This window comes from Flavobacterium sp. 245 (assembly GCF_004362055.1).
In the GTDB taxonomy this organism is placed as follows: domain Bacteria; phylum Bacteroidota; class Bacteroidia; order Flavobacteriales; family Flavobacteriaceae; genus Flavobacterium.
Genome location: NZ_SNXB01000001.1, coordinates 104,384 through 118,678, shown reverse-complemented (window position 1 = coordinate 118,678; position 14,295 = coordinate 104,384). Strand labels below are relative to the sequence as shown.

General features: G+C 35.6%; 10 protein-coding genes and 1 riboswitch. All 10 genes read left to right on the top strand.

Annotated elements, in window-relative coordinates; translation table 11 throughout:
- Positions 1-236: 236 nt before the first annotated feature.
- The 10 genes from cysD (at position 237) to metH (ending at position 14,233) form a co-directional block, all read left to right on the top strand.
- The gene (gene cysD, locus EV145_RS00465; protein ID WP_026983843.1) at positions 237-1,136 is read left to right on the top strand and encodes a sulfate adenylyltransferase subunit CysD; all 900 of its coding nucleotides are present in this window, start codon (positions 237-239) and stop codon (positions 1,134-1,136) included.
- Between the two features lie 188 nt (positions 1,137-1,324).
- Positions 1,325-2,569 carry a sulfate adenylyltransferase subunit 1 gene (locus tag EV145_RS00460; RefSeq protein WP_133523287.1) on the top strand — a complete coding sequence of 415 codons (1,245 nt, stop codon included), beginning with the start codon at positions 1,325-1,327 and terminating at the stop codon, positions 2,567-2,569.
- 82 nt (positions 2,570-2,651) lie between these two features.
- Positions 2,652-4,742 carry a HEPN domain-containing protein gene (locus EV145_RS00455; protein ID WP_133523286.1) on the top strand — a complete coding sequence of 697 codons (2,091 nt, stop codon included), beginning with the start codon at positions 2,652-2,654 and terminating at the stop codon, positions 4,740-4,742.
- Positions 4,735-5,511: a uroporphyrinogen-III C-methyltransferase gene (gene cobA, locus EV145_RS00450; protein WP_133523285.1), complete on the top strand. Its 777-nt coding sequence runs from the start codon at positions 4,735-4,737 to the stop codon at positions 5,509-5,511. Before EV145_RS00455 ends, cobA begins: the two co-directional genes overlap by 8 nt.
- Positions 5,512-5,749: 238 nt before the next feature.
- Positions 5,750-6,331, top strand: coding sequence for a bifunctional precorrin-2 dehydrogenase/sirohydrochlorin ferrochelatase (locus EV145_RS00445; RefSeq protein WP_133523284.1), 582 nt, complete (start codon positions 5,750-5,752; stop codon positions 6,329-6,331).
- A gap of 164 nt (positions 6,332-6,495) precedes the next feature.
- Entirely contained in the window at positions 6,496-7,548 is a 1,053-nt protein-coding gene (locus EV145_RS00440; RefSeq protein WP_133523283.1) for an NAD(P)/FAD-dependent oxidoreductase, read from the top strand.
- A gap of 403 nt (positions 7,549-7,951) precedes the next feature.
- Positions 7,952-8,066: riboswitch (SAM riboswitch) on the top strand.
- A gap of 329 nt (positions 8,067-8,395) precedes the next feature.
- The gene (locus EV145_RS00435; protein WP_133523282.1) at positions 8,396-9,400 is read left to right on the top strand and encodes a homocysteine S-methyltransferase family protein; all 1,005 of its coding nucleotides are present in this window, start codon (positions 8,396-8,398) and stop codon (positions 9,398-9,400) included.
- A gap of 107 nt (positions 9,401-9,507) precedes the next feature.
- On the top strand, positions 9,508-10,668 hold the full coding sequence (locus tag EV145_RS00430; RefSeq protein WP_133523281.1) for a leucine-rich repeat domain-containing protein: 1,161 nt from the start codon (positions 9,508-9,510) through the stop codon (positions 10,666-10,668).
- 75 nt (positions 10,669-10,743) lie between these two features.
- A complete protein-coding gene (locus EV145_RS00425) occupies positions 10,744-11,298 on the top strand; it encodes a hypothetical protein (protein WP_133523280.1) in 555 nt (184 codons plus the stop codon).
- Positions 11,299-11,557: 259 nt separating this feature from the next.
- Entirely contained in the window at positions 11,558-14,233 is a 2,676-nt protein-coding gene (gene metH, locus EV145_RS00420; RefSeq protein ID WP_133523279.1) for a methionine synthase, read from the top strand.
- Positions 14,234-14,295 lie beyond the last annotated feature (62 nt).

Genomic DNA, 14,295 nt, shown 5'->3' with positions numbered 1-14,295 from the left:
AAAGAGCAAAGAATCAAGAATTAAGATTTTGATTTAGAGTTCCGGAGGAACATTCCATATTGTAGCGTCGGGTTTCAACCCGATGGAGAGGAGGAACGTTTCCTATTGTAGCGTCGGGTTTTAACCCGATGGGATCCGAAAAAGAATATAGAAATTAGAATAAAACAATAGTTGAGAATTTTAGAGTCACCACAAACTTGAAACCTGAAATTTGAAACTTGAAACAAAAAAACACAATGAGTTCAGTATTAAAAACAAACGCTTTAGAGAGTGAAGCAATATACATTTTCAGAGAAGTAATTTCACAGTTTGATAAACCTGTTTTACTTTTTTCTGGAGGAAAAGATTCTATAACATTAGTGCGTTTGGCTCAAAAAGCATTTTTCCCGGCAAAGATTCCGTTTCCTCTATTGCACGTTGATACGGGACATAATTTCCCTGAAACAATTGCTTTCAGAGATAAATTGGTTGAAGAATTAGGTTTAGAGTTGATCGTTCGTAATGTTCAGGATGCTATTGATGAGGGAAAAGTGGTGGAAGAAACTGGAAAATATTCTAGTAGAAACAGCTTACAGACAACAACACTTTTAGATGCAATTGAAGAATTTAAGTTTGATGCTTGTATTGGTGGAGCACGTCGTGATGAAGAAAAAGCAAGAGCGAAAGAACGTATTTTTTCAGTGCGTGACGATTTTGGTCAGTGGGATGAAAAAAACCAACGTCCGGAATTGTTTGATATTTTGAATGGAAAAATAGAAAATGGTCAAAACGTTCGTGTTTTCCCAATTTCAAACTGGACAGAATTAGATGTTTGGAGTTATATCGAAAAAGAACACATTGAGATTCCGTCAATTTATTTTTCACATAAAAGAAAAGTTTTTTTGAGAGACGGTTTAATCTGGTCGCATTCTCCTTTTGTGTATCAGGAAGAAGACGAACAAATCGAAGAACGAATTGTTCGCTTCAGAACCGTTGGAGATATGAGTTGTACAGCCGCTGTTGAATCTTACGCAGCAACAATCCAGGAAGTTGTTGGAGAAATCAGAACTTCAACTATTTCTGAAAGAGGAGCTAGAATCGACGACAAACGTTCTGAAGCTGCAATGGAAAAGAGAAAGCAACAAGGATATTTTTAATAATTATGAGTTATGAATTGTGAATTATGAATGCAATTCGGAACGTAATTAAAGTCAAAATCAGAAAAACAAAAAACATACAGATTTAAATTTTTAGACAAAGTTTTTCAAAACCTGACTCGAGAGCTTTGCTCGAACAGGCGAAGCAAACTTGAAACAAAATTTAAACCTGAAACAAAATACTAAGAATGGAAGTTTTAAAAATAGCAACAGCAGGAAGTGTAGATGACGGAAAAAGTACTTTAATTGGAAGATTATTGTACGATACAAAATCATTGACTACAGATAAAATTGAAGCAATCGAAAAAAGCAGTAAACAAAAAGGGTACGATTATCTTGATTTTTCTTTGGCAACTGACGGATTAGTAGCAGAGAGAGAACAAGGAATTACAATTGACGTAGCGCACATTTATTTTTCGACTGCAAAGAAAAGTTACATTATTGCCGATACTCCGGGGCACGTAGAATATACCAGAAACATGGTGACAGGAGCTTCGACTTCTCAGGTTTCTATTATTTTAATTGATGCCAGAAAAGGAGTAATAGAGCAAACGTACCGTCACTTTTTTATCAATAATTTATTGAGAGTAAAAGAGGTAATTGTTGCGATTAATAAAATGGATTTAGTTGATTATTCTGAAGAAGTTTACAATAAAATCAAAGCCGATTTTCAGGCATTAAATGCAAAAAGTACTTTCAAAGAACAAAATGTAAGTTACATTCCGTTAAGCGCAATCAACGGTGGAAACGTAGTGGATCAATCTAAAGATATGCCTTGGTACACAGGACAAACGGTTTTAGAGCATTTAGAAGGATTGCATTCTTCAGATGTTTTTGAAGCAGGAAAAGCACGTTTCCCGGTTCAAACGGTTATTCGTCCGAAAACAGAAGAATACCATGATTTTAGAGGTTACGCTGGAAAATTATACGGAAACTCTATTAAAGTTGGAGATGCTGTCACAGTTCTTCCTTCTTTAACCGAATCAAAAGTTGCTAAAATACATTTTTTCGATAAAACATTTGATGAAGCCGTTGCAGGTTCATCTATCACAATCGAATTAGAAAATGATATCAATGTGACAAGAGGCGATATGATTGTAAAGTCATCAGAGCTTCCAAAAATTGAAAAAGAAATCAATACAACGGTTTGTTGGATGGACAGTAAAAAATTGGTTGCAGGAACAAAATACCTGATCCAGCACAATACCAACAGAGTTTTGGCAAAAGTAGAAAGTATCAAAAATACAATTTCAACAGATTATTCAGGAACAAAAGAAGCATCTCAATTAGCGATCAACGAAATTGGAGAAGTAACCATCAAATTAAGCAAGCCTTTATATTTTGATGCCTATAACGATAATAAATCAAACGGAGCCTTCATCTTAATTGATACGGCAACAAACACAACAGCAGGAGTAGGATTCATTCGCTAGTTGATAGTTGATGGTTTTTAGTTGATAGTTATTCTGCCAGCAAACCAACAACCAACAACTGACAACCAACAACTAAAGAGAAATGGAAAGTTTTAGAACAGAAATAGAAAATCCGATAGTTCAGAAAGAGATTATCGATTTAGAAAAAAAGATTCATTTATTCCGTGGAGGAAAAATTGATGATGAGCGTTTTCGTAGTCTTCGTTTAGCACGTGGAATTTACGGACAACGCCAGGAAGGCGTTCAAATGATTCGTATTAAATTACCTTACGGTAAAGTAACCAGCGAACAATTGGTACGTATTACTAAAGTTTCTGATGAATATTCTACAGGACGTTTGCACATTACAACGCGTCAGGATATTCAGATTCACTATGTGAGTTTAGACAGAACTCCGGAACTTTGGGCAAATTTGGCTAAAGATGATGTGACCTTGCGTGAAGCTTGTGGAAACACTGTTAGAAATATTACCGGAAGCGAATTAGCAGGTGTAGATGTAAACGAACCATTTGATGTTACGCCTTATGCACATGCTTTATTTCAATATTTATTAAGAAACCCGATTTGTCAGGAAATGGGACGTAAATTCAAAATTTCGTTCTCATCATCTGATGAAGATACAGCTTTGAGTTATTTACACGATTTAGGATTTATCCCAAAAATTGTTGACGGACAACGTGGATTCAAAATCATGTTTGGTGGAGGTTTAGGATCTCAGCCAGCACATGCTGAATTACTTTCAGAATTTGTACCGGCAAACGAAATCATCCCGACAGCAGAAGGAATCATCCGTATTTTTGACAGATACGGAGAACGTGCAAAAAGAATGAAAGCGCGTATGAAATTCTTAATCAAAGAAATGGGAAGAGATGTTTTTCTTGATTTGGTTGAAAAAGAGAAAAAAGCAATCGCTTTTGAAACATACGAAATTGATACAACCGCTTTTGACGGACCAATTGCAGAGCCTTTATTAGAGGTTCCGCAAGTTACAATTGAAGATACCAAAGCTTATGAAGCGTGGAAAAAATCAAATGTAATTGCTCAAAAACAAGCCGGTTATTACGCGATTGGAATCAAAGTTTTATTGGGAGATTTTTATACTGATAAAGCCAGATTATTAGCCGCTTTAATTAAAAATTACGCTGCAAATGAATTACGTTTTTCATTGCGTCAAAATATTGTAATACGTCACGTAAAAGAAGAGAATCTTCCTTTCTTTTATCAGGAATTAGCCAAATTAGATTTTGTTCATTTGGGTTATAATTCTACTGTAGATATTACGGCATGTCCTGGTACTGATACTTGCAACTTGGGGATTGCAAGTAGTACCGGTATTGCAGAAGAATTAGAAAGAGTAATAAATGCTGAATATCCGCAGTATTTAAATAACCGTGAAATCGAAATTAAAATTTCTGGTTGTATGAATGCTTGTGGCCAACACAATATGTCGGCAATTGGTTTTCAGGGAATGTCTATTAATTCTGGAAAATTAGTAGCTCCGGCTTTGCAGGTATTATTAGGTGGAGGAAGATTAGGAAACGGAGAAGGACGTTTTGCTGATAAAGTAATCAAAATTCCAAGTAGAAGAGGTCCGGATGCATTGCGTACGATCTTAAATGATTTTGACAAAAATGCAAATGGAGAAAAATTCCTAAACTATTACGATCAAAAAGGAGAAAAATATTTCTATGAAATTTTGAAACCTTTCGCAGATGTAACCAATTTAACAGAAGCTGATTTCGTGGATTGGGGTAACGCTGATAACTACGTAAAAGCAGTTGGAGTTGGAGAATGTGCTGGTGTTGTGATCGATTTAGTGGCGACTTTATTATTAGAAGCTAAAGATAAATTGACTTTCGCGCAAGAATCTTTCGACGAAGGAAAATGGTCAGATGCTATTTACCACGCTTACGCGGGATTTGTAAATGGAGCTAAAGCTTTATTGCTTTCAGAAAACGAAAAAACAAACAATCACGCAGGAATTGTTGATTTGTTTGATAACGTTTTCATCGTAACAGGAAAAATCGAATTGGCAACATCATTCAAAGAACTAGTGTATCAAATCAATCAAAATGAGCCTTCAGAAGCTTTTGCAAAACAATACATTCAGGAAGGAATTGCATTTTTTGATACCATTGAAAAATATAGAGCTCAAGAATTAGCAAATGCTTAATACAATAAAACCAAAAGTAACTTTAGTCGGTGCAGGTCCCGGCGATCCGGATTTGCTTACGCTGAAAGGCGCAAAAGCATTGGCTGAAGCGAATGTGGTTTTGCATGATGCATTGGCCAATGAAGAAATACTAGCTTACGCACCCAAAAATGCAATTAGAATTTTTGTTGGGAAGAAAATTGGGAATCACGCTTATACGCAAGATCAGATCAATCAATTAATTGTTGATAACGCGCTGACTTACGGAAATGTGGTTCGTTTAAAAGGCGGGGATCCGTTTATTTTTGGGCGTGGAAGCGAAGAAATAGAATTTATTGAAAGCTTCGGAATCGAGACTGTCGTCGTTCCTGGAATTTCTTCAGTAGTAGCAGTTCCGGCAAGTCTGGGAATTTCAATTACAAAAAGAGGCGTTTCAGAAAGTTTCTGGGCGATTACAGGCACAACTTCTGATAGAAAATTATCTGCAGATGTAGCTTTGGCCGCACAGTCATCAGCAACAGTTGTAATTTTGATGGGAATGCACAAATTGCCTCAAATTATCGATTTGTTTCAAAAAGAAGACAAAGGAGATTTGCCCGTAGCGATCATTCAAAACGGAACAACTTCAGAAGAAAAAGTAGGAGTTGGAACAGTAAATTCAATTTTAGAAATTGTAAAAGAGAAGCAACTGAGTTCGCCAGCAATTATTGTTCTCGGAGAAGTTGTCAGAGAAAGTAACAAATTAAAAGGCTTTTACGAAGAATTTCTGTCGAAAGAAATTACAAGATAAAGTTCCGAAGAGAAACATAGCGTCAGGTTTCAACCTGATGGACACAATGTGAACACGTGACATAATAAAATCCCGGAGGGATGAACAATATTGTAGCGTCGGGTTTCAACCCGATGTACGCCCGGCAAATAAACGTTCAAATTTCAATCTGGTATACACATGGTTATAACATTGGATTTTAAAACCAATGCTGTTAAAAATAAATCATCTAATTTTGATTAGTTGAAAATAAATTAAAATGGAACAGAATGAATTATATCCAATATTCCTAAAGCTTCACAATCTGAATGTGTTGATTGTGGGTGGAGGAAATGTCGGATTAGAGAAGCTTTCTTTTTTGCTGAAGTCAAGTCCAAATGCAAATGTTGAGGTCGTAGCGCCCGACTTTCATTTAGAAATTAAAGTTTTAGCAGAAAATCATCCCTCAATTAAATTGACGGAAGCGAAGTTCAAAAAGAAAATGCTCAAAAAACGCCATATGGTAATCGCTTGTACCGATGATTTAAAAGTCAACAAAAGAGTATACGATTTGTCCCGAAAGCGCTATTTGATTTGCAATATCGCTGATACGCCCGATTTATGTGATTATTATTTAGGCGGAATCGTGACAAAAGGAAATGTAAAAATCGCCATTTCGACCAACGGAAAATCGCCAACAACAGCCAAAAGATTGCGGGAATTTTTTGAAGAAGTTATTCCGGAAGACATCAACCAAATGGTAGAAAATCTAAACGAATATAGAAAAACCCTAAAAGGCGATTTTGAGGAAAAGGTTAGAAGAATGAATGAAATAACCAATTCATTAAAGAATAAAGAATAAAGAGCAAAGAATAACAAAAGTCCCGGAGGGACGATTCATATTGTAGCGTCGGGTTTTAACCCGATGAAAAATTAGACAAAGAAATCAATGATAAAAATCATTGGCAGTAGAATAAATTATTCGTTTCTTTGTATTATTAAGAATGATTATAAACAACAACCATAATGATTAAAACAGATATACTTATAATTGGAGCAGGCCCTACAGGTTTATTTGCCGTTTTCGAGGCAGGACTATTGAAATTAAAATGTCATATTTTAGATGCTTTACCACAAGCAGGAGGACAACTTTCAGAATTGTATCCCAAAAAGCCTATTTATGATATCCCTGGTTTCCCGGAAGTTTTAGCAGGAGATTTAATTGATAACTTACAAGAACAAATAAAGCAGTTTGAGCCAGGTTATACATTAGGAGAAAGAGCTGAAACAATCGATAAACAAGAAGACGGAAGTTTTATTGTAACATCAAATAAAGGAACTAAATTTCACGCACCGGTTATCGCTATCGCTGGAGGTTTAGGAAGTTTTGAGCCACGCAAACCACTTATTGAAGATATCGAATTTTACGAAGATAAAGGAGTAAAATACTTCATCAAAAATCCGGAGAAATTCCGAGATAAAAGAGTTGTTATTGCAGGAGGAGGAGATTCAGCTTTAGACTGGAGTATTTTCTTAGCGAATGTAGCTTCAGAAGTAACTTTGATTCACAGAAGAAATGAATTTAGAGGAGCTCTTGATTCTGTAGAAAAAGTACAGGAATTAAAAACCTCTGGAAAAATTAAATTAATTACACCAGCAGAAGTAATCGGAATCAATGGTGCTGAGCACGTTGAATCGTTAGATATCGAAGAAAACGGTGCACACCGTAAAATCGAATGTGACTATTTCATACCGCTTTTTGGATTAACACCAAAATTAGGTCCAATTGGAGACTGGGGATTAGATATAGAGAAAAATGCAATTAAAGTAAACAACGCCTTAGATTACCAGACCAATATTCCTGGAATCTTTGCCATTGGAGACGTAAACACGTACCCAGGAAAATTAAAATTGATTCTTTGTGGTTTCCACGAAGCAACTTTAATGTGCCAGGCTGCGTACCAAATCATTAATCCAGGTAAAAAATACGTATTGAAATATACCACAGTTTCTGGAGTAGACGGTTTTGACGGAACACGAAAAGAAGCACCAAAAGCAGTTGTGAAAGCGATAGTCTAAGTTACTAAGATTCTGAGACGCTAAGACTCTAAGATTTTATATAAAAAGCTCAAACTTTTAGTTTGAGCTTTTTTTTATAAAGCATATAAAACATAGCCAGTGGTTTCAACCACTGGAACGCAATGCATACACACATCGTATTACCGCAACATATAAACGCAACGCATAATCAATATACATGATCACAACACAAACGAATTATCACAATACGTTCCCAGTGGTTGAAACCGCGGGCTATATTTGAAAAACAAAAGCCAAACTTAGCACCTTATTATCTTAGCGTCTCAGCACCTTTAAAAAAAACCTTATAACCTTAGCAACTCAGTCCCTCAGAACCTTCCAAAAAAACATTTGCAAATCGCAAGGCTATTTCATACCTTTGCACCGTTCCTAAATTTATTGAAAGTTATCACGAAAGGCGGAGGGATAGACCCGATGAAACCTTAGCAACCCTTTATCATAAAGAAGGTGCTAAATTCTACTTTACACTAATTCATAGTATTAAAGATAGATAACACAAATACATAAAGTATTTCCTCAACTTTTCCTGACAACCTTACAATATTATTTTACTGAATTCACAGTTTAATGAGCGAATTATTGGCGCATTTATGCCAACATCGTTCCCGCTTTTCGTTACAATCTTTTGCTTTTTAAAGAAAAAAGCAAAAGGATTTCCACTTCAATCGGGGCTAATTAGCAGGCAATAGTGAATTTTTGGAATCAATGTGACTCAAAACGCGTATCCTAACAGGTTTTCTAAAACTGTTAGATATGTTTTAAATAATAGAATAAAAAACTTAGCATCTTAGTGCCTTAGCACCTTAGAAACTAAAAGAAAAAAGAAATGGCAATAACAATTCAGGAAGCAATTAAAAAAAATATCCTAATCCTTGATGGAGCAATGGGAACAATGTTGCAACGCTATAATTTCTCAGAAGAAGATTTCAGAGGAGAGCGTTTCAAAGATTTTCCGCATCCGTTAAAAGGAAACAACGATTTACTATCCATAACACAACCACAAGCGATCCGCGATGTTCACGCTGCGTATTTTGATGCGGGTGCTGACATTGTGGAAACCAATACTTTTTCAGGAACTACGATCGGTATGGCCGACTATTTCCTGGAAGATTTGGTTTACGAATTAAACTACGAATCGGCTAAAATTGCCCGTCAGGTAGCCGATGAATTTACCGCTAAAAATCCGGAGAAACCACGTTTCGTTGCCGGTTCAATCGGACCGACAAACAGAACGGCAAGTATGTCTCCAGACGTAAACGATCCGGGTTACAGAGCCGTAACATTTGATGATTTGCGTATCGCATATAAACAACAAGTGGAAGCTTTAATGGATGGCGGATGTGATTTACTTTTGGTAGAAACTATTTTCGATACTTTAAATGCAAAAGCAGCACTTTTCGCAATCGAAGAAGTAAAAGACGAACGTAATCTTGATATTCCAATCATGGTTTCAGGAACGATTACCGATGCTTCAGGAAGAACACTTTCTGGACAAACCGTTGAAGCTTTCCTTATTTCAGTATCACATATTCCGTTATTAAGTGTAGGATTCAATTGCGCCCTTGGAGCCGATTTATTGAAACCGTATTTAAAAACATTATCTCAGCATACACAGTTCAACGTTTCGGCGCACCCAAATGCAGGTTTGCCAAATGCATTCGGACAGTATGATGAAACTCCGGAACAAACTCAGGCTTTAATTAAAGAATATTTAGATGATAATTTAATCAACATCATCGGTGGTTGTTGCGGAACAACTCCGGATCATATTAGGTTGATTGCTGAGGTTGCAAAGGATTATAAGCCGAGAGTTTCTTCCGTGGGAATGTAAATTATAAACAAGAAAAGATTGTTTTAGATTTTTGTTGGTATTTAGGAGAATTAGGATTTATTTCACTTAAAATTACAATGAAAAAATAAAATACTAACTATTACACTATGAATATTAAAAGTTACTTTTTTGGATTGTTAACTTCTTTAAGTTTGATTTTTTTGGGTTGTTCCAATTCTGATGATGATTCTAAGAACATCAATTCTGATAAAAATTGCACACAAACAGTAAACATTCCAGATGCAAACTTTAAAGCTAAATTATTATCTGCTACTGCAAGCTTAAATAATGTTGTGGCGTCCAATTTAGAAGGTTTTGTTACTAAAATTGATGCTAATGATGATGGGATTATTCAAGTTTGTGAAGCCGAAAACATTAGTGAACTGACTGTTGACAATTCCAATATTAGTTCATTGGAAGGCTTGCTTGCTTTTCGAAATCTTAAATACTTATCTTTTAGAAATAACAAGGTTAAAGTTTTAGATGCTTCAAGTCTAAAAAAACTACATACAGTGTATTGTGAATTTAATAATATCACTACTATAAATGTACAAGGTTTGAAGAACTTAAAATTTCTTAAGGTTAGTCAAAATGAATTAACCTCCTTAAATTTAAGTTCATTGCCATCACTTGAAACTGTGTATTTTGAATCAAATAAAATTAGCAGTTTCAATATTGAAAACTCAAATAATATTAGTGATTTAAGAGGTTCATATAATTTATTGACTAGTTTGACAATTGGACATTTGAAAAATTTGAGTTACTTATATATATCGTATAATTTATTGACATCTTTGGATGCCAATAATTTAAAAAATTTAAGTTCGTTGCAGTGTTCAAATAATAAGATGACCTCTTTGAATGTTTCAAATTGTATTAGTTTAATGGACATTTATTGTGAAAGCAATGTTTTATCAGATTTAAAATTAAGCAATTGTAGTAAGTTGAATTTTATAAGAAGCTACAATAATAAGTTAACCACAATCGATTTAAATGGTTTGACAGCATTAAAAAATTTAGATATATCCAATAATCTTTTATCGAGTTTTGATGCACGTTATTGCCCTCAACTTGATTATTTAGATATTTATAATATGGCAAATTTACAATCGATGGTGTTAAAAAACGGAAGTAATTTAAACAATTACTATTTTGGAAATAATCCTAAACTTAACTCTATCTGTTGTGATGCTTCTGAATTGGCAGAAGTCCAAAATCAAGTTAATTTTTGGGGATATAACTGTACTATTAGTACTAATTGTTTTTAAAATTATAAGAGCTAGTTAATATAAATACTTGGTTAGTGTTTGCAAAGAGAGTTTTGCTTTAATTTTTTTTTAATTATGAAATCATTAAAATTAGCGTTGTTAGTTTTTCTTTCAACGTTACTAGTAAAATGTGCTTCTGGATCAACAGTAGAAGGAATGACCGTAACGGACTATAAATCAAAAGCACAAATTAGTGATGAAGTTTTTATAAAGGCTGTAACTGGAGGAAGGGAAACAAGCCCTTTTTGGAAATCGAATATTTCGAATAAAAATTTTGAAGAGGCTTTTAAAAAATCAATAGTAAGTTCTAATGTTTTTTCGAAGATTTCAGCCTCGGATCACGATTGGACACTGGAAATTAATTTAGTTTCGGTTGATCAACCTGTAATTGGTTTCAGTTTTACTGTGAAAACAACTATCGATTACAAATTGTATCATAATGATAAGTTAGTGTTTTCAAAAAGTGTAACGCAATCTGGGATTGCAACTTTTTCGGATGCTTCTTTAGGTGTGAAAAGATTAAGATTGGCGAATGAAGTTTCGGCGAAAAACAATATAAAGTCATTACTTGAATCATTAGGCGAAATGATATTAGATACTGTTGATTCGAGTACTGTGTTAGCGAAATAGAATTACAATTGAAAAAATTTGATAGCGTAAACGTGTTATGAAACCGAGTTTGCGTGAGGGATAGAAGTGGATAGCCCACAGCCTGACGAAGGAAGTGCGAGGACTAGGAACGGATAGCCCGGCCCTTGGGACACGCCCAAAATAAGATTATTAAAAACGAATATACCTACAAGGTTTTGGAAACCTTGTAGGAAAATAAAACAAAGAATTAAAAAACTCAGAACCTTAGAATCTAAGGATCTTAGTAACTTAAAAAGAAATGGCAGAAAAAAGAAGAGACCTTGTATTAGCAGGATTAGAACCGTTGATTATTACGCCCGAAAGTGTTTTTGTAAACGTTGGGGAACGTACGAATGTAACCGGTTCAAGAAAATTCCTTCGCTTAATCAAGGAAGAGAAATATGACGAGGCGCTTGATATTGCAAGACAACAAGTAGAAGGTGGAGCACAGATCATCGATATTAATATGGATGAAGGAATGCTTGATGGTGTTCAGGCGATGACAAAATTCCTGAATTTAATTGCATCAGAACCGGATATTTCGAGAGTGCCGATTATGATCGACAGTTCGAAATGGGAAATCATTGAAGCAGGTTTAAAAGTAGTACAAGGAAAAAGCGTTGTCAACTCGATTTCGTTGAAAGAAGGCGAAGAAGCCTTTATTCATCACGCCAAATTAATTAAACGTTACGGAGCTGCGGCTATTATTATGGCTTTTGACGAAGTAGGTCAGGCCGATAATTACGATCGACGAGTTGAAATTTGCCAGCGTTCGTATGATATTTTAGTAAATAAAGTGGGTTTTCCTCCACAGGATATCATTTTCGATTTAAATATTTTTCCCGTTGCAACCGGAATGGAAGAACATCGCTTGAATGCTTTGGACTTTTTTAGAGGTACGAAATGGGTTCGAGATAACTTGCCTCATGCGCATATCAGTGGTGGAGTAAGTAACGTTTCGTTCTCTTTTAGAGGAAATGACACGGTTCGTGAAGCGATGCACTCGGTGTTTTTATACCACGCGATCAAGAACGGAATGACGATGGGAATTGTTAATCCGGAGATGTTGACGATTTACGATGATATTCCGAAAGACTTATTAGAACACGTTGAAGACGTAATTTTAGACAGACGCGATGATGCGACAGAACGACTTTTAGATTTTGCTGAAAACGTAAAAGGCGAAGTAAAATCAGATGAAAAAGCGATTCAGGAATGGCGTTTAGGAACGGTTCAGGAAAGAATTACGCATTCATTAGTAAAAGGAGTTGATGCTTTTATTGAAGAAGATGTTGAAGAAGCAAGATTAGCGGCTACAAAACCAATTGAAGTTATCGAAATCAATTTGATGACCGGAATGAATGTCGTTGGAGATTTATTCGGAAGCGGAAAAATGTTCCTGCCTCAGGTTGTAAAATCGGCACGTGTAATGAAAAAAGCGGTGGCTTATTTATTGCCTTATATCGAAGCAAGCAAACAAGCCGGAGACAAACAAGGAAACGGAAAAATTTTGATGGCAACCGTAAAAGGCGATGTTCACGATATTGGTAAAAATATCGTTTCGGTAGTTTTGGCTTGTAACAATTACGAGATTGTAGATCTTGGTGTTATGGTGCCTCCGGAAAAAATTATTGCGGCTGCGATTGAACATAATGTTGATATTATTGGTTTAAGCGGACTGATCACACCTTCGCTTGACGAAATGGTTTATTTAGCCAAAGAATTAGACAAACAAGGAATTAAAATTCCGATTATGATTGGTGGAGCAACCACTTCGCGTGCGCATACTGCCGTGAAAATTGCGCCACAATATAGAGAAACTGTAATTCACGTAAACGATGCTTCACGTGCTGTGACTGTTGCAGGAAATCTATTAGACCATAACCGTAAAATATATGCAAGCGATATTCGTGCAGAATACGATTCGTTTAGAGAAACGTTTTTGAATCGTTCGAGAGATAAAAACTTCTTAAGCATTGAAGATGCGCGTAAAAATAAAATGCAGTTAGACTGGAGCGAATACACTCCAACAAAACCAAAATTTATTGGTAAACAGACAGTTGAAGTTGATCTGGATGTTTTGGTTCCGTATATCGACTGGACGCCATTTTTTCAAACTTGGGAATTGCACGGAAAATATCCTGCGATTTTAACGGATGAGGTTGTGGGTAAAGAAGCAACTTCTCTTTTTGCAGATGCTCAGGCGATGCTTAAAGTAATTTTGGCTGAGAAAAAACTACAAGCAAAAGGTATTTACGGCATTTTTCCTGCAAATCAGGTTGATGATGACGATATCGAATTACGTGATGAAAACGGAAAAGTTTTGGAGAAATTCTTAACGCTTCGTCAGCAATCACAAAAAACAAAAGGCGCGCCGAATATTGCATTGTCTGATTTTATTCTGCCAAAAGAGAGCGGAATAGAGGATTATATGGGAGCTTTTTGTGTGACAACCGGTTTTGGTGTAGACGAATGGGCAGCTGAATTTGAAAAAGATTTGGATGATTATAATTCCATTATGGTTAAGGCATTGGCCGATCGTTTTGCCGAGGCTTTCGCCGAATATCTTCACGAGAAAGTTCGTAAAGAATTCTGGGGTTATGATGTAGAAGAATCTTTAACAAACGAAGAATTGATTAAAGAAACTTATAAGGGAATTCGTCCGGCTCCTGGATATCCGGCTTGTCCGGATCACCTGGAGAAACCAACGATTTGGAAACTTTTAAATGTAGCCGAAGAAATTGGAGTTACGTTAACGGAAAGCATGGCGATGTGGCCAGCCTCATCGGTTTCCGGATATTATTTCGGAAATCCAAAAAGCAGGTATTTCGGACTCGGAAAAATAAAAGAAGATCAGGTGGTCGATTACGCCAAACGACGCAATGTTCCAACTGATTATGCAATGAAATGGTTAAACCCTAATATAGCAGATTAAAGAAAAAGTTTCAAGTTTCAAGTTTCAGGTTCGCACGTAACTTGAAACTTGAAACTTAAAAA